The sequence below is a fragment of the Aliidiomarina indica genome (assembly GCF_015354615.1).
Classification (GTDB): domain Bacteria; phylum Pseudomonadota; class Gammaproteobacteria; order Enterobacterales; family Alteromonadaceae; genus Aliidiomarina; species Aliidiomarina indica.
The window spans coordinates 746,094-762,373 of record NZ_JACAVQ010000001.1 but is presented as its reverse complement, the minus strand read 5'-3'; the positions used below and the strand labels follow the sequence as shown (position 1 = coordinate 762,373).

Sequence of the window (16,280 nt, the reverse complement as noted above, 5' to 3'; positions counted from 1 at the left end):
GATCATAGCGCTCATTTTGCAGCATAGACATTTACGGAGAGCATGTTAATGGCCGAAAGCGCCTCGCGTCCGACCAATTTTATTCGCAAGATCATCGATCAAGATTTGCACTCGGGTAAACATCAGAGCGTTCACACGCGCTTTCCACCCGAGCCTAATGGCTATCTGCATATTGGTCATGCGAAGTCGATTGTATTGAACTTTGGCATTGCCGATGATTATCAGGGCACCTGTAATCTTCGTTTTGACGATACCAACCCCCTTAAAGAGAGCCAAGAATACGTCAGTGCCATTAAAGAAGATGTGCGCTGGTTAGGTTACGAGTGGGGTGGTAAAGAGCGCTATTCATCAGATTACTTCGCAGCCTTGCATGGCTTCGCCATTGAATTGATTGAAAAAGGCCTCGCCTATGTCGATTTCAATTCTCAGGACGATATTCGTGCGTTACGGGGGACCTTAACGGAACCTGGAGTGAATAGTCCTTATCGGGATACCGACGTAGCGACCAACTTGGACGAATTTGCGAAAATGACCGCGGGTGAATATCCGGAAGGTCACTGTTCATTGCGCGCAAAAATCGATATGGCGTCGCCCTTTATGTGCATGCGGGATCCGGTGATTTATCGGATACGCCACGTTCACCACCATCAAACCGGTGATCAGTGGTGTGTGTACCCGATGTACGATTTTACCCATTGTATTTCCGATGCCCTCGAAGGTATTACGCACTCATTGTGTACCTTAGAGTTCCAAGATAACCGTCGTTTGTACGATTGGATTTTGGATAACATCACGATTCCATGCCATCCACAGCAAATTGAGTTTTCGCGTCTAAACCTAGAATACACGGTGATGAGTAAGCGAAAGTTAAACCTGTTGGTGACGGAAGGTCATGTAAACGGTTGGGATGACCCGCGTATGCCTACCATTGCAGGGCTGCGTCGTCGTGGCTACACCCCGGCGTCGATCCGTGAGTTTGCGCATCGCATCGGTGTAACGAAAATGGATAACATGGTGGAAATGGGGATTTTAGAATCCTGTATCCGCGATGACTTAAATGAAAATGCTCCCCGCGCTATGGCGGTATTAGATCCAGTGAAGTTGGTGATAGAAAATTACCCTACAGGCGAGAGTGAAATTCTACAATCCCCAAATCATCCAAACCGTGAAGAACTTGGAACCCGCGACGTTCCCTTTAGTGGCGAGTTATATATTGAACGGGAAGATTTCAAAGAAGAAGCGAACAAGAAGTTCAAGCGTTTGGTTCTCGGCAAGGAAGTGCGTTTACGCAACGCCTATGTGGTGAAAGCCGAGCGTGTTGAAAAAGATAGTAACGGTGAGATTACCACTATCTATTGCAGTTATGACGCGGATACCTTAGGTAAAGATCCCGCCGATGGTCGCAAGGTAAAAGGTGTGATTCACTGGGTATCGGCAGCACATGCTCTCCCTGCAGAAATTCGGTTGTATGATCGCTTGTTTAATATCCCGAATCCAGGTGCGGCAGAAACCTTAGATGAGGCGATTAATCCGGAGTCGTTAGTTGTAAAACAAGGCTTTGTGGAGCCTTCGTTGGCAGCTGCGAAGCCTGAGCAGGGTTTTCAGTTTGAGCGAACAGGTTATTTCTGTTTGGATAATCGCGATAGCACGCCAGAGCGGTTGGTATTTAATCGTACGGTGGGCTTACGTGACTCTTGGGCGAAAATAAGCGGCGACGATTAATTACCTAGAAACCCGCTTGGTTCACCGTAATCATTAAAAAACGCGATGCATGGCATCGCGTTTTTTTATAATAAATCCAATTGTGAAGGACCTTGATTCTCTTCTTGTTCTTGTTTGGCTTGCTGCCGCAAAAAGGCTTCCTTGCGTTTTTGACGGTCTGCGAGTAGTCGCAAGATACGGGCACGCTCCGCCTCTGGCTTTTCATGCCAATTAAAGCGCTCGTCTCGAGAGCGCAAACAGCCACGGCAATAGCCCCGGGGCCCTGATTCGCACACGCCGATACAAGGATTAGGCAGGTCAAACATTTCAAGTTGATTGATCGCCATAATCAGTTAAGCCCTTCCCGATAGTGCTGTGGTGATAACCCCACGACCTTCTTAAACAACCGAGAAAAATAGTAGGGGTCGTCGAAGCCAAAGGCTAACGCAACTTGGCGAACGCTGTGTTGAGTTTCCTCGAGCATCTTTCGTGCCGCCTGCATTTTCATCTCATTAAAGTAGCGTATAGGGGGTGTCCCTGTCAGTTCCCGAAAACGCTTACTGAAATAATAGCGGGAAAGGCCCGTAAATGCTGCAAAATCATCGAGTTCTAATTGCCGGTGACTATTGTCACGCATAAACCGATCAAGGGTCGTTAAATTAAATCCTGTGTCACTTTTATCCGGATCGGTACTCAACAACGGCAGTTGCGTGATTAGCTTACGGAGCAAGGAGGCGGCGAGCATAGCCCGTTCGAAGGTGAGGCGTTGATGCTGTAAATTGAGCAGCTCGGTCACATCCGGCAACAAGGCTTGCCAGCGCCGCAGAGAGATGACCGGCGCTTGCTGCATATTAGGGCGAATCCCAATATAGTCCATGAAACGCTCGGTTTGCTCACCGGCAAAGTGAGTCCAGTAGATACTCCATGGTTGCGCCGGATCACTGTGATAGCTATGGGATACTCCTTTTGGCAGAAATAGCACTTGGCCCGCACTAATCACCCCTTGATGATGCTCAGTGCGATAGAAACCGCGGCCAGCGTGGCAAAAAATTAAGAGATGATCGGTGTGAATGGTTCGTCGTACCCGATGGTCTCGAGCATCTAAATAATGTCCGTAGGAAATCGGATATAATTCCTGACTGAGGGGGTGTTCAGCGAGCTGTCGTGTTATATTACGTGGGAGCAGCAGGCGTGAACTGCCAGCCGGTAACGGCCAATTTGACGGTTGACTCATAAACCATGACGCTCATCGTAGAAAGCAATATTGTCCATTATACAGGCAATTTTATCGATTCTAAAGTGCAGCAAGCTTTGCTCTAATGCAGTGCAGCATAAAACAACCGCATTTTATGAGAACTGGTGCCCGCAAGATTGCGTATTTGATGCAGCGGGCTGGGCACGGGTTTTGTTAATTTGATTGAATAACCGGGGCCCATTGCATAACGGCTCCTTGAGAGGAAGTAATGAGCAAGAATTTGAAAGTAAAACTGTTTATCGATGGTGAGTTTGTACAATCAGAAGCCACCAAATATATTCCGGTCACGAATCCAGCGACCCAAGAAGTGATTGCAGAAGCGCCATGTGCGACGCCTGCTGAGATTGATCGTGCGATTGCTAGCGCCAAAGAAGCGTTCAAAACATGGCGTGAAGTGCCTGTGTCTGAGCGGGCGCGTCTGATGATGCGCTATCAAGCTTTGTTGAAAAAGCACCATGACGAATTGGCGACAATTTTGGCAAAAGAAACCGGCAAAACTTTTGATGATGCAAAAGGTGACGTGTGGCGCGGTATCGAAGTTGTTGAGCAAGCAGCCAATATTCCAGCATTGATGATGGGTGAAACCGCGGAAAACGTCGCACGCGGCATTGATACGTATAGCTACGTTCAGCCTTTGGGCGTTTGTGCAGGTATTACCCCGTTTAACTTCCCAGCCATGATTCCGTTGTGGATGTTCCCCATGGCGATAGCCTGCGGTAACACCTTTATTTTGAAGCCGTCTGAGCAGGATCCGCTCACACCAACCCGTTTGGTTGAATTATTTGAAGAAGCGGGCGCTCCGAAAGGCGTATTACAGATGATTCACGGTGGCAAAGAGCAAGTTGATGTATTGCTTCGTGACCCAGAAGTAAAAGCATTATCATTCGTGGGCTCTGTGCCAGTAGCTGAGTACATCTACCGTACCGGTACTGAACACCTAAAACGGGTGCAAGCATTTGCTGGCGCGAAAAACCACAGTGTGATTATGCCTGATTCTAATAAGCAAACTGTGATTAACAACTTGGTGGGTGCTTCTGTAGGCGCTGCAGGCCAACGTTGTATGGCTATTTCAGTGGCTGTGTTTGTGGGCAAATCGAAAGAGTGGATTCCAGAATTGGCTGAGCAGCTGGCCAAAGTGAAGCCAGGTGCTTGGGACAACAAAGATGCAGCCTATGGACCTTTGATCAGTCCACAAGCTAAGCAACGGGTTGTTTCCATGATCGAACAAGGCAAGAAAGAAGGCGCCGAGTGTTTGGTTGATGGTACCAACTGCGTGGTTGAAGGTTACCCAGACGGAAACTGGGTAGGCCCGACGTTCTTTAGTAAAGTGACTGCAGACATGAGCATTTACCAGCAGGAGATTTTTGGTCCTGTGTTGTGTGCTGTTGAAGTAGAAACCCTTGAGGAAGCGATTGCCTTGGTGAATGCAAACCCATTTGGTAACGGTACCTCTATCTTTACCGCCAATGGTGCCGCAGCGCGTAAATACCAGCACGAAGTGGAAGTAGGTCAGGTGGGCATTAACATTCCAATTCCTGTGCCATTGCCTTTCTTCTCGTTCACCGGTTGGAAGAACTCGTTCTTTGGTGATTTGCACGCCTATGGTAAGCAAGCGATTCGTTTCTACACAGAAACCAAAACCATTACTGCACGTTGGCCAGAAAGTGAAATCGATAACGGCCCGAACATGACTATTAAGCTGCAGTAACAGCAGGAGATTCGTTGTGAATTTTAACTTAACTGATGATCAACAAGCCTTTGTTGATACAGCTCGTGCCTTTGCTGAGAAGGAAATGGCACCCTATGCGGCAAAGTGGGATGCAGAGCACCATTTCCCTGTTGAGGTGTTTCGTAAGGCCGGTGAAATGGGCTTTATGGGAATGTATACCCCAGAAAGCGCGGGTGGTTTTGGCATGTCTCGGCTTGATTCAGCGCTCATTTTTGAGCAGTTAGCCATGGGCTGTACAGCAACTACCGCAATGATGACCATTCACAACATGGTCACTTGGATGATTGGATCCTTCGCTAAGCCAGACATGATTGATCAGTGGGTTCCTGAGCTGGTGGCCGGTGAAAAGCTTGGCTCTTACTGCTTAACCGAGCCAGGTTCAGGTTCTGACGCGGCAAGTTTGCGCACCAGTGCTAAGAAAGACGGTGACGACTATGTGCTCAACGGCGCAAAAATGTTTATTTCCGGTGCTGGTGAAACCGACGTATTGGTCGTGATGGCACGTACTGGTGGGGAAGGCGCGCGTGGAATCTCTGCGTTTATCGTGCCTGCCGATGCCGCCGGGGTAAGCTATGGAAAAGCGGAAGAGAAAATGGGTTGGAATGCACAGCCCACGCGTCTTGTCACCTTTGAAGACGTGCGTATTCCGGCCAATCATTTACTTGGCGAAGAAGGCGAAGGCTTTAAGTTTGCCATGATGGGACTGGATGGCGGTCGTATTAACATTGCAGTGTGTTCGGTTGGAACCGCGCAAGCGGCGTTAAACACAGCCCGTGACTATATGCATGAGCGCAGTCAATTTGGTAAACCACTGGCAGCATTCCAAGCCATGCAGTTTAAGTTAGCGGATATGGCGACTGAGCTGGTGGCGGCGCGACAAATGGTGCGTATGGCGGCGTTTAAAGTAGATGAGAACGACGCTGATAAGACCGCTTACTGTGCGATGGCCAAACGTTTTGCGACGGATATTGGCTTCCAAGTCTGTAACGAAGCGTTGCAAATTCATGGTGGGTACGGCTATATCAAGGAATATCCATTGGAGCGTCATGTGCGTGATGTACGTGTGCACCAAATCTTGGAAGGCACCAATGAGATTATGCGCCTGATCATAGCGCGTCGTTTGTTAGCCGATGGCGCAGCTGAGCTACTGTAACACCCGAGAGCAACCATAATTAAGGAGTGATCATGGCACAACCGCAGCAATTTGATCTTGATGCAGTAAATAATCCTGACGCGGTTTTATTCTCTGAGATGGATACCGTGAGCGGCAAGAAAATCGGGGTAGCCTGTTTAAACGCAGAGCGTTCGCTGAACGCGCTTAGCCTCGATATGATTAACTTACTCCATCCACAGTTGATGGCGTGGCAGGATGATCCGGATATTGCCTGCGTGTGGCTTGAAGGCGCTGGCGAGAAAGCATTTTGTGCCGGTGGCGATATTGTTGCCATGTATCAGGCCATGAAGGCCATGCCGAATAGCGCTGTTCCTGAAGTTGTTGGCTTCTTCAGTAAGGAATATCAACTCGACTATCTTATCCAAACCTACCGTAAACCTATGGTGGTGTGGGCCGATGGTTTTGTGATGGGCGGTGGCATGGGGCTTATGAATGGCGCTTCTCATCGTGTGGTTACGGAACGTTCGCGGTTGGCCATGCCGGAAATTAGCATTGGCCTCTATCCGGATGTGGGTGCGACTTATTTTCTCGGGCGCTTGCCAGATCACATGGGATTGTTTCTCGGATTAACGGCAGCTCAAGTGAATGCCGCAGATGCGCTGTATCTCGGGATGGCGGACTATGCCCTCCCGAGTAGTGGTCGCGACGGCATGAAACATGCTTTGGTCAACGCAAGCTGGACTGACGATTTGGATCTGAACCTAGCAACCTTAAGCGATGCTTTGACCTCGCGTTCGCTAGCGACAGACGATTTGCCAGACGCGGAATTGGCCGCGCGCAAAGATGAGATTTCCAAGCTTATGACCGGCGATAGCATTACGGCGGTAAGCGAACAGTTTTTAGCGTACAACACTGAGGATGCATTACTCAGCAGAGCGCAGAAAACCCTCCAGCGTGGTTGTCCGATGACGGCGCACATTGTGTGGCAACAATTACAGTTTGGCACCGATTTAAGCCTTGAGGATGCATTTCGCTTGGAATTAACCCTGTCAGTGAATTGCGCTGTGAAAGGTGATTTTGCTGAAGGCGTTCGGGCCTTGCTGATTGATAAAGATCGGAACCCGCAGTGGTCGCACGACACTATCGCAGCGGTTACACAAGAAGAACTCGATGACATGTTCACTGCCCCTTGGGCTGAAGGTGCTCATCCACTTGAGAATTTAAACTAAGGAGCGACAAATGGCGCGGATTGGTTTTATTGGATTAGGCAATATGGGTGGCCCGATGGCGACCAACTTGGTGAAAGCCGGCCATGATGTTCAAGTTTTTGATTTATCTGAAGACGCATTGAAGCGCCTGCAAGCAGCCGGTGCACAGGTTGCAACAAGCGCTGCCGATGCGGTGAAGAATGTAGATGTTGTGGTGTCGATGCTGCCTGCGGATAAGCATGTTAAGTCGCTTTATTTGGGCGATTCGGGCATTGCCGCAACTATTGCAAAGGGCACGCTGATTATTGATTCAAGTACGATTTCTGCGGAAATGGCGCGAGAATTGGCAGCCGCGCTTACCGCACAAGGACTTCGTTTTATTGATGCCCCTGTATCTGGTGGCGTGGGTGGCGCGAAAGCGGGCACGTTAACCTTTATATGCGGCGGTGATGCGGCAGATATTGAAGAAGCACGCCCCATTCTTGATGATATGGGTAAAAACGTATTTCGTGCGGGTGAGCATGGCGCGGGTCAAGTTGCGAAGATTTGCAATAATATGCTGCTCGCAGTACTTATGGCGGGAACCTCCGAGGCATTGGCGCTCGGCAGAGCGCAAGGTTTGGATCCGGCGGTATTGTCGAACATTATGCTACAAAGCTCAGGTCGCAACTGGACCTTGGAAGTGTATAATCCGTGCCCAGGCGTGATGGAAGGGGTGCCTTCGAGCAATAATTATGACGGCGGCTTCTTAGTGGACCTGATGATTAAAGATTTGGGCTTGGCGCAGAGTACCGCAGCCAATACCCAATCCGCCACGCCGATGGGAAATCTTGCCACCGAACTTTTCCGCCAACACAGTGAACATGGCCACGGCGCTAAAGATTTTTCTAGTATCTTCAAGTTATTTGAACAGAAAGGAAACTAAACTCGATGCAAATTCAAGATTCAGTCGTGGTGATTACGGGGGGCGCACAAGGCCTCGGACGTTCTATGGCGGAAGATTTTGCGGCCCGTGGAGCGCGCTTAGCGTTGATCGACATGAACGATGAGATGTTGCACGACGCGGCGGCTCAGTGTCAGTCACTGGGTGCAGCAGATGTGCAAACATACAACGTGAATGTAACCGATGAAGCAGCCGTTGAAGCGGCATTTGCCGGAATTGATAGCTACTTTGGTGGCTTGGATGTGCTGATTAACAATGCTGGAATTCTTCGCGATGGCATGCTGATTAAGTGCAAAAACGGTGAAGTAACCCACAAAATGCCATTACAGCAGTGGCAATCGGTAATCGACGTAAACCTGACGGGTACCTTTTTGTGCGGTCGTGAAGCTTCCGCTGTTATGGCTAAGCGTGAGCGCAAAGGTGTGATTATCAACATCTCCAGTGTCGCCCGTGCCGGTAATATAGGCCAAACCAACTACGCGGCAACGAAAGCGGGAGTGGTGGCAATGACAGTGACCTGGGCACGCGAATTGGGTCGCTTTGGTATTCGCTGCGGTGCAATTGCACCTGGCTTTATTGAAACTCCTATGACGGCGCAAATGAAACCGGAAGCCATTGAACGAGCACTTTCAATGGTGCCATTGCGGCGCTGGGGCCAGCCATCTGAAGTGGCAGATTCAGCGCGTTTTATCATTGAAAACGACTTTTTCAGTGGCCGCGTGATTGAAATTGATGGTGGCGTTCGCCTCTAAAATGAGCAAGCACCGGCATTTAACTATTGTTCTATGCCGGTGCTTCTGATATTTCTGTTTTATGCTGTAGATAAATGGGAAAACGTCAGTGATGAAACAGATTGTTCAATTGAATAGATTTATCCAGTGTCGTCTTCTAATACCCTGTCTGTTCGGTATGCTGGCACTTTCTGGTTGTGCGACTACCGCAATTGATGATTCTTCCGATTACGTTGCCTACGATGGCGTAAGTCAAGTTGAAGCCCTCCTAGAATTTCGAGATCAAAATGCCCTTGAAGAACTGTGTTGGGATCTTCCATGTCGCGAAGATTTTGATTTACTGGTTCGCTTTGAAGATGGCACCCTCGATACCCGTTTGCCCTTGTATTGGCCTCAGATACAAAAAGAGACGGTGAGTGTGATGCCCAATGAAACCTTGTATGTCGAATTGGTGGAGTCGGGGGACTTTCTTGTGCCTATCGCGGTGCATAAGCAGCAAGATGAATATAAAAGTTATATGCGCGTGCGTATGTCGCAGGGGGAAAGTGGGACAGGGACGATGATTACCCTATCCAATCCGTTCGAGCAAACCTTGAAAATACATGCCCACGTCGTTGATGCTAGTGGGCAGGTTTTTCCAATACGTAGTTGCAGCGTGGTGCCGAGCAGCTCTTCATATAACTCAATGCCGCATCCTATTACCGAATACTTTATTACCCATATTCGCTTGCTCCCGATGAACGCAATTTTCTGCGCGTATTAGGGCTTACGAACCCATTCGCCATCTACTTCAATGTAATGGCCAGTCTGGGTTCGCTGGATAGCGCGCTGCCCAGCTAATGCCTCAATCTCAGCAACAGGCACATTATTTTCTTTTGCTAATCGAATATATTCTTCACGGCGTACTTCATTGATTAAGCGTGCAACCTCTTCAGCATGTTCTTGCGCGCGAACCACGCCAACATAACCTGTTCGGGTTTCGCCGATATAGCCGCGATCTTTGTATTCACGAATTAAATTTGCTGCGTCTTGCATTGTAATGCTGCTTGCAACAAAGGCGGAACTGGTCACAGATACGTGCGCAGGGGTGAACGCAGCGCTTGGCTGGGCAATGGCGTGGCTACTAAGCAAGGCGCTTGCACATAGGCTCATAAGACCGATTCGCACTGCAGTGGGGAATAAAGTCATAACTGGCATCCTTGATTAAAATAGACCGCTTGATTCACTGAACATCTCATCAAGTTCGCGGGCAACGCGAATATAGATTTCATGCTCAATTTTTACGTTCAAATTGATAGTGATAGGTTCGGGTGTTGCAACTTGCACTGTCGGTGTACAACCAACGGTGCCGAGACTGAACACAGCAAACCCAAGAGCTGCAAGCATACTGACGCGCACACCCGTGGTGCGGGAGCGGCGGCGAGCCTGATTCAGTTGGCGACGGACAGGTTCCATAAATCCTCACTGGTTTTGCGATGTCTTCGCATGCGTGACTATCGCAATGATTCCAAAAACTTCTGTTGTACCCGTTGATGAATAATGTCATTCACTTTATTGGATAATTGTAAGCCAGTTATAAGTGCTGGCAAGTTTTCTTCGAGTCTTAAGTTCAAATGAATGGGCCGACTGCCAAGCATCTGTGGATTTTGACCATGCAATCGCAGGACAAGTTCCAAGGCCCCATCTTCTTGATAAATAACCTCACCGTCGAGGCGCTCATATTCGAAGTGATCGAACGCATCAGTAAGGATGCGCATGGCCGGATTCGAGCGCCCCAGAGCAGCAGCCCGCTCAGAGCGATAATTTAAAACACCGCCGGGCGGAATTGCTGAAATAATACCTCGTTCAATACTCACGCCGTGGGCTGATACGCGCAGCGGCAACGTACCAGAAAATCGCCCCGTGCCCGTCAGATCGGGGGCGGGGTATTGAGTGAGCACTTGGCTTAAATCAAGCTCGAGTAGTTCGATAGGAATGGTAAAGGCTTCTCCCACCAACGAGAAATGGGCGTTCTGAACCCGCGCGTAGCCGCCAAATAGACCCAGCGCTAACTCGTCAACATATAACTCACCGTGGGGCAGAAGGTTATCCTCAATTAGCATTGCTTGCAGTTGCGGGTAGGTGCCTTGATAGCTACCCCGCAAGGCAAAGGGGCCTAGTTCGATACCCTGATTTATCCGCAGCACCCGCAGATTGTCGGTGAGCAGTCCCACACCACTATTATCGAGCTGCAGTTGCACCTCGCCATTGAGTCCGCCAAAGCTCGTGGTGTCGTAAACGCCAACAACGTCCATAAAATTCAGTGTCGCGTTTAGGTTAAATGCGGGTGCCGATGTCTGAAAGCTTCCGCTGACCTGTCCGGACGCGCCCATGCGCCCGCGTTGCAGCTGGAGTAACTCGGGCCAATCCGCCCACGTCCGCACGATCGGGTTGCCGGCTAGAAAGAATATATCCGTCATATTCCAGTCGACCAACCATCCTTGCTCATCCATACGTCCATGATGTTGCACACGCAAGCCATGGCTATTACTTAACTCTGCGCGTTCAAACCTAAATTGGAATGGAGCTGACTGTAGTTGCGTATTGGCTTGCCAACGCCACGTTTGAGCAAGCAACGGGTCGAAGGCCAAATTAGGCAGTGCAAGCTCACTACGACCATCGCTCTCAATGCCTTGCTCGCCCCAAAAAATAGAATCCGTTCGATAGTTAAATGTAAAAGGAGTGCGAAGTAAGGGCGTCTCGTCGCCAGCAAAAACAACATGACCGCTCAGTTGCAGTGGTTCGTTGAGGCTTAACTGCCATCCAGCTTGCCGCGGCTGTATGGCCCCTGAGAGGCTTAACCTCGGTGATTCGAGGCTCAGGCTAGGGTCTAAATCAATACGCTCTTGGCGCCACACTAAGCGTATATCCGACTGTTCGAAACGGATCCAATGTTGCACAGGGTTTAGGTTATCGGTCTGGTTCTCACTGAGTGTGGGGTTTAGGGTAAATTGAAAAGGCATTTCGAGCTCAAGATGAGAGGCGGCATCTGTCGTCTCGATAGAGCCTGCGTTCAGCTGTCCTTGCCATTGCGACGCCTCAGACAGGCTGTCAGATGCAACTAACGGGAAAGACAAAGCAGATGTGTTTGCTATCGACAGTGACCAATTCAGCGATGAAAACGGCCAGTGCAACGGCTGTTGCTGTTGCACAATGCGCATATCGGTCATTTGGCCGTTGGCATCCATTCGAGCCTGAGTAATGACGTTATCACGCAGACTCAGGGTGGTGGCTAGGGAGGCGTTGGTACATCCATAATCGGGTAGCGCAATAGTGAAAGGGGCGTCGGTGTGACTGTGAATTGTGCCATTCCAACTCGCGCTATCTTGTTGCCAATCGAGTTGCCAATTGGCTGTTAGCAACGAAGGAACGTCAATATTGTCTTCATCAATGTGCGGCTCACGGTCATCTAATCTTTCAGGTAACAGGTGAGCAATCGCCGGCCAGCGCGCTCTTAGTTGGGCTAACGTAAGATGAGCTTCGCTCTCTTGCGCCACCGTAAATTGCCCTTGCAACTGGGCGTGTTGGTCAACGGGCGTTAAGGTGTTTTGGATAGAAAAATGGCCTATTGGGGTATCCCGTAGCATGATCTGGAGGGAACCCTGAGTTGATTGTGGCCATTGTCTTAACGGGCTGTGTATGTGTGAGGTTAGCTCGGCGTGTAAGCTAAATTCGCTGTTCTCAGAGCTTGGGAAATCATGCAGCAATTGGGCTATATCAGCAAAAAGCGGATAGGTTTCACTGAGTGCGGCCACGGACATCGTTACATCGTTCACTTGTAAATGAGTGTCTAGCTGAAATGCAATGGTGTCTAAAGGAGCCTGCGTGCTGTTTTGGTAGTTGAGATCGATTCTAAAATCAAATGGAAGGGATGGGTTGCCGAGCTCAACCTGATGGGTAGATGTGACTTGTGCGCCGCTCGCGCCCCGTTTTTTCCATGTAAATTGATGCTCCGACTGCAACGAAGGAAGATAGTCTTGTTTGGGTACATCGATTTGCAACTGAATCTCAGATGCGGACTCACGCAGAAGTGCCAGAGAAAAATGGAACTGATACGAAGGACGCTCCGAAAATTCATTGTCAGGCGCGATAGCGAGCTGCGCATGTTCCAAGTGTGCTTGGCTAAAGCCGTCAAGGTACCTGTTGTTTTGATCAAACGGATGTAACCAATCAGCGTGATGTAAGAAAGCTGGCAACATATCCATGAGCGTGTCCGCATCAGCACGTTCCTCCGCAGCAAATAGCGACGCCGGCAGGGTTACATTGGGGCGATAGATATGGGCTGAAGTCAGCGCCGGTAAGGGTAAGAAGCGGGTGGCACTCCAGTGCCACTTTACCTGCAGCTGTTCAGCGGCAATAGGAATGGTACCTGCGTCGGTTAAATAATCGAAGGAAATGTCGGATAGCTGTAGTTGCGTTAAGCGTACTTTGTCGATGCGATACTCCACCGCTTGCACGCCCACTTCGTTAAGCTGCTGAAACACCCACGCACGAAGCGCGTACAGGCCCAAGAGTGCCACTACAATAAGAATGACAAGGATGAGTAGGCCGCGAACCACCAGGGGAAATAAAATCCGCGATGTCATCAACCCACCTTAGTGAATGTTAGTTGCTTGAATGTGCATTCCTTTACGACAACGGGTTCCATTATAGTGTTCCTTTAGGTCGCATGTTCACTATTTTCAATATTTGCTCATAGTTTAGCAATGGAGTCACGAGATAGCCTGTTCAACGCTTAGAAAAAATGTAAACTGTTCGCTTCGATGATCAGCCTTGAAAGAACAAGCGAGTATGCACAACGACAATCGAGAGTCAGCACAGTACGATCGGAAGTTAATCATCACCCAGAATTGGCTGGAGCGGGTTGTGGTGGCGCACAATTTTTGCCCTTTCGCAAAGCCCGTTTTACGCGCAGAACGTATACGGTACCGCTTGTTAAAGGCCACAACCGTAGTCGATTTATTGCGAGAAATTCGCGACGAGTGTATCTACCTTGATGAACATGAAACGACCGCCACAAGTCTGTTGGTGTTAGAACACATGGGAACTGATTTTTACGATTACTTAGATATCGTTGCCGATGCCGACGCTTGGCTTGCCCAAGCAAATTATGAGGGCATATACCAAATAGCCAGCTTTCATCCTGACTATGTATTTGCCGGAACTCAGGCATCGGATCCTTCGAATTTTACCAATCGTTCCCCGTTTCCGTTACTGCACATCTTGCGCGAAGATGATGTCAGCGCTGCACTTGAGGACTGGCGCGACCCAGAGAATATTCCACAACGTAACATTCGCCATGCCCGCGCCCTTGGTGCACCGTATTTTCAGAAACTACTGCTTGAGATAAACGCAGATAAAAACTAGAAAATCGCTTAATCCGGTTTTTATTGCAATCACTTTGCAGGGTTTTTGCTGATCGTGTAGGGTTTAATGTACAGGCATGAGCAGCGAGGGGAGATGTGCTAGTGTAGGTTATTATTCACTACGTGCAGCGCGTTGTGCCGCTATTCATTCGATCATGGGGATATGTGTGCTATGCATAATTTGCTCGACACCTTGGCGCAAGTCGTCGAAGACCAAGGAGCGGATGAGTCAGACTTAGAGCATTTTGTCAGGCCCTTGTTAGGCTTGTTGTCGGACGTGACGGGTTTGGAGTCGACGTACTTAACGTCGATCGATCAAGAGCGGGCCTTCCAAAAGATTATGTTCGCAACAAATACAAATGACGAGCCCTTAATTCCTGAGGGACTGCAAGTGCCTTGGCGGGATACCCTTTGCAAGCGCTCGTTAGATGACGGGCGGATATTTACCGGAAACGTGGCCGGTGTCTGGGGTGATTCCGATGCGGCGCGCGAGCTTGGGATTACCACTTATGTGAGCCAACCGGTGCAAGGCGTAAATGGCGAGGTTGTAGGGACGCTCTGTGGCGCTAGTCGCACATCTCAAGACGTGGGTGAGGAAGCTCTGCGTTTATTAGGTGTCTGTGCCAAGCTCATTAGTTGGCAGTTGCAGCGCTCAGAGCTTATTGCAAAATTACACGAACAAAACCAAGCTTACGCCGCTTCTGCGCTGCTCGATCCGTTAACAGGCGTGTTCAATCGTCGCGGATTAGAGAAAGAAATGAAGCGAGCGCAATCGGTTGTAAAACGAACCTCACAGCCGTTTCATTTAGCCTTTATTGATTTAGATAACTTTAAATATATTAACGATACCTATGGCCATGATGCGGGGGACCGGTTTTTACTGCAGTTGTGCGAGCGTTTGCGGACCATATTGCGTCAAGGCGATGTATTAGCACGGGTTGGTGGCGACGAATTTGTGGTACTTGGTTGGCCTTCAACGATGCAAGTCGATGATCTCCCTGCATTTAAAGAACGTCTCTCACAGGCGATTATTGGTACTTATCTTCTTGAGGATAAGGTCGTTGATTACGCGGGAGCCAGTATTGGGGTGGTGTCTGCCCAATTTGATGAGTCTGATGAAGCAATTTTGGAGCGTGCTGATGCCGAGATGTACGCTGATAAAAAACGCCGTAAAAGTAAAACAAAGGCTACTACATAGGCATTCTGTGAGCGCACTGGTACACTAGGCCAAAGAAAATCGAGCACGGAGTGCCTGCATGCGTAAATTACCCCCTCTGAACGCACTCAAATCATTTGAAGCTGCGGCTCGTCACCTGAGTTTTACAAAAGCGGCCGAAGAGTTATTTGTGACTCAGGCGGCAGTTTCTCATCAGGTAAAAACTCTGGAAGAGTATCTGGGAATTGCGTTGTTTATTCGGCGCAATCGCGCGCTGTTGCTTACTGAAGCAGGGCAGAGCTACTACTTAGATATTCGTCAAATGTTTGAACAACTCACCCTTGCCACATCGAAGATTATGTTAGCGAGTGAGCAGGGAGCGTTAACTGTGTGTGTTCCTCCGGGGTTTGCCATCTTATGGTTGGTTCCACGCCTTAGTCGATTTCATGAAGCGCACCCGGAAATTGACGTACGCTTAAAGGCAGTGGATGAAATTACCGGATCGCTAACAGACCATGTGGATGTCGCTATTTACTATGGTCGTGGCACTTGGCCTGGCGTTACATCATATCGATTACATAAAGAATACCTGATTCCGGTATGTTCGCCGTTACTGTTAAATGGTCCGAAAGCATTGAAGACGCCTGCAGACTTAAAGCAGCACACGTTGCTGCACGATGAAACGCGAAATGCGTGGCGGGAATGGTTTTTATTGGTGCAAGAAGAGCCTCCGATTAAGAAGGCTGGCCCCGTGTTTTCACACTCGGCGTTAGCTTTGAAAGCCGCCGTGCACGGGCAAGGTGTGGCGCTCGCGAATAGCGTGTTGGCTAAACCTGAATTGGATTCCGGTCATCTGGTAAAGGTATTTCCGCAGGCACTGCCCACCGCCGACGCATTTTATATGGTGTGCCGGGAAACCCAAGCGGATGTCGGAAAGGTGGCACGTTTTCGTGATTGGATTTTGTCGGAAGTGACTCGAGACGAACAAGAGAGCGCAGAACTAAACGCTAATGCGGATTAAATTGAAACGGAACGGGT

The 16,280-nt window shown here is 49.3% G+C and carries 15 protein-coding genes; 10 read left to right on the top strand and 5 right to left on the bottom strand.

The genetic code is table 11. The annotated features are described in order from the left end of the window. Positions 1–48: 48 nt before the first annotated feature. Entirely contained in the window at positions 49–1,722 is a 1,674-nt protein-coding gene (gene glnS, locus HXZ99_RS03490; protein WP_194755865.1) for a glutamine--tRNA ligase, read from the top strand. Between the two features lie 65 nt (positions 1,723–1,787). Here the strand turns inward: glnS and HXZ99_RS03485 are convergent, their stop codons facing one another. Together HXZ99_RS03485 and HXZ99_RS03480 are read right to left on the bottom strand one after the other, a co-directional pair. Further along, on the bottom strand, positions 1,788–2,042 hold the full coding sequence (locus HXZ99_RS03485) for a DUF1289 domain-containing protein (RefSeq protein WP_194756057.1): 255 nt from the start codon (positions 2,040–2,042) through the stop codon (positions 1,788–1,790). A gap of 8 nt (positions 2,043–2,050) precedes the next feature. Further along, complete coding sequence (locus tag HXZ99_RS03480; protein ID WP_194755864.1) at positions 2,051–2,935, bottom strand: helix-turn-helix transcriptional regulator; 885 nt, start codon at positions 2,933–2,935, stop codon at positions 2,051–2,053. A gap of 229 nt (positions 2,936–3,164) precedes the next feature. On the opposite strand from HXZ99_RS03480, the gene HXZ99_RS03475 reads away from it, so the two are divergent. From HXZ99_RS03475 to HXZ99_RS03450, 6 genes are all read left to right on the top strand, one after another. Then, on the top strand, positions 3,165–4,664 hold the full coding sequence (locus tag HXZ99_RS03475; protein WP_194755863.1) for a CoA-acylating methylmalonate-semialdehyde dehydrogenase: 1,500 nt from the start codon (positions 3,165–3,167) through the stop codon (positions 4,662–4,664). Between the two features lie 16 nt (positions 4,665–4,680). Continuing rightward, positions 4,681–5,838 (top strand): acyl-CoA dehydrogenase family protein, encoded by a 1,158-nt coding sequence (locus HXZ99_RS03470; protein WP_194755862.1) that lies wholly within the window; start codon positions 4,681–4,683, stop codon positions 5,836–5,838. Between the two features lie 32 nt (positions 5,839–5,870). Next, on the top strand, positions 5,871–7,028 hold the full coding sequence (locus HXZ99_RS03465; RefSeq protein WP_194755861.1) for an enoyl-CoA hydratase/isomerase family protein: 1,158 nt from the start codon (positions 5,871–5,873) through the stop codon (positions 7,026–7,028). A gap of 10 nt (positions 7,029–7,038) precedes the next feature. Continuing rightward, positions 7,039–7,932 (top strand): 3-hydroxyisobutyrate dehydrogenase, encoded by an 894-nt coding sequence (gene mmsB / locus HXZ99_RS03460; protein WP_194755860.1) that lies wholly within the window; start codon positions 7,039–7,041, stop codon positions 7,930–7,932. A 5-nt stretch (positions 7,933–7,937) separates the two neighbouring features. Beyond that, a complete protein-coding gene (locus tag HXZ99_RS03455; RefSeq protein ID WP_194755859.1) occupies positions 7,938–8,702 on the top strand; it encodes an SDR family oxidoreductase in 765 nt (254 codons plus the stop codon). 91 nt (positions 8,703–8,793) lie between these two features. Further along, complete coding sequence (locus tag HXZ99_RS03450) at positions 8,794–9,444, top strand: hypothetical protein (protein ID WP_194755858.1); 651 nt, start codon at positions 8,794–8,796, stop codon at positions 9,442–9,444. Here HXZ99_RS03450 and HXZ99_RS03445 read toward each other — a convergent pair. The 3 genes from HXZ99_RS03445 to HXZ99_RS03435 all read right to left on the bottom strand — a co-directional run bounded on the left by HXZ99_RS03445 (position 9,441) and on the right by HXZ99_RS03435 (position 13,306). Beyond that, positions 9,441–9,869 (bottom strand): YdbL family protein, encoded by a 429-nt coding sequence (locus HXZ99_RS03445; RefSeq protein WP_194755857.1) that lies wholly within the window; start codon positions 9,867–9,869, stop codon positions 9,441–9,443. The genes HXZ99_RS03450 and HXZ99_RS03445 overlap by 4 nt on opposite strands. A 15-nt stretch (positions 9,870–9,884) precedes the next feature. Beyond that, positions 9,885–10,067: a YnbE family lipoprotein gene (locus HXZ99_RS03440; protein WP_194756056.1), complete on the bottom strand. Its 183-nt coding sequence runs from the start codon at positions 10,065–10,067 to the stop codon at positions 9,885–9,887. A 107-nt stretch (positions 10,068–10,174) separates the two neighbouring features. Beyond that, positions 10,175–13,306, bottom strand: a complete 3,132-nt coding sequence (locus tag HXZ99_RS03435; RefSeq protein WP_194755856.1) for a YdbH domain-containing protein — start codon at positions 13,304–13,306, stop codon at positions 10,175–10,177. A 187-nt stretch (positions 13,307–13,493) separates the two neighbouring features. On the opposite strand from HXZ99_RS03435, the gene HXZ99_RS03430 reads away from it, so the two are divergent. The 3 genes from HXZ99_RS03430 to HXZ99_RS03420 all read left to right on the top strand — a co-directional run bounded on the left by HXZ99_RS03430 (position 13,494) and on the right by HXZ99_RS03420 (position 16,263). Next, positions 13,494–14,087, top strand: coding sequence for a DUF1415 domain-containing protein (locus HXZ99_RS03430; RefSeq protein ID WP_194755855.1), 594 nt, complete (start codon positions 13,494–13,496; stop codon positions 14,085–14,087). Between the two features lie 171 nt (positions 14,088–14,258). Beyond that, positions 14,259–15,284, top strand: coding sequence for a GGDEF domain-containing protein (locus tag HXZ99_RS03425; protein WP_194755854.1), 1,026 nt, complete (start codon positions 14,259–14,261; stop codon positions 15,282–15,284). A 58-nt stretch (positions 15,285–15,342) separates the two neighbouring features. Then, a complete protein-coding gene (locus HXZ99_RS03420; RefSeq protein WP_194755853.1) occupies positions 15,343–16,263 on the top strand; it encodes a transcriptional regulator GcvA in 921 nt (306 codons plus the stop codon). Positions 16,264–16,280 lie beyond the last annotated feature (17 nt).

Excerpts from the sequence above, each read along its gene's own strand:
- HXZ99_RS03420 (WP_194755853.1), top strand. The coding sequence starts at position 15,343 with ATGCGTAAATTACCCCCTCTGAACGCACTCAAATCATTTGAAGCTGCG.
- HXZ99_RS03465 (WP_194755861.1), top strand. The coding sequence starts at position 5,871 with ATGGCACAACCGCAGCAATTTGATCTTGATGCAGTAAATAATCCTGAC.
- glnS (WP_194755865.1), top strand. The coding sequence starts at position 49 with ATGGCCGAAAGCGCCTCGCGTCCGACCAATTTTATTCGCAAGATCATC.
- HXZ99_RS03440 (WP_194756056.1), bottom strand. The coding sequence starts at position 10,067 with ATGCTTGCAGCTCTTGGGTTTGCTGTGTTCAGTCTCGGCACCGTTGGT.
- HXZ99_RS03450 (WP_194755858.1), top strand. The coding sequence starts at position 8,794 with ATGAAACAGATTGTTCAATTGAATAGATTTATCCAGTGTCGTCTTCTA.
- HXZ99_RS03475 (WP_194755863.1), top strand. The coding sequence starts at position 3,165 with ATGAGCAAGAATTTGAAAGTAAAACTGTTTATCGATGGTGAGTTTGTA.
- HXZ99_RS03435 (WP_194755856.1), bottom strand. The coding sequence starts at position 13,306 with ATGACATCGCGGATTTTATTTCCCCTGGTGGTTCGCGGCCTACTCATC.
- mmsB (WP_194755860.1), top strand. The coding sequence starts at position 7,039 with ATGGCGCGGATTGGTTTTATTGGATTAGGCAATATGGGTGGCCCGATG.
- HXZ99_RS03445 (WP_194755857.1), bottom strand. The coding sequence starts at position 9,869 with ATGACTTTATTCCCCACTGCAGTGCGAATCGGTCTTATGAGCCTATGT.
- HXZ99_RS03480 (WP_194755864.1), bottom strand. The coding sequence starts at position 2,935 with ATGAGTCAACCGTCAAATTGGCCGTTACCGGCTGGCAGTTCACGCCTG.
- HXZ99_RS03425 (WP_194755854.1), top strand. The coding sequence starts at position 14,259 with ATGCATAATTTGCTCGACACCTTGGCGCAAGTCGTCGAAGACCAAGGA.
- HXZ99_RS03455 (WP_194755859.1), top strand. The coding sequence starts at position 7,938 with ATGCAAATTCAAGATTCAGTCGTGGTGATTACGGGGGGCGCACAAGGC.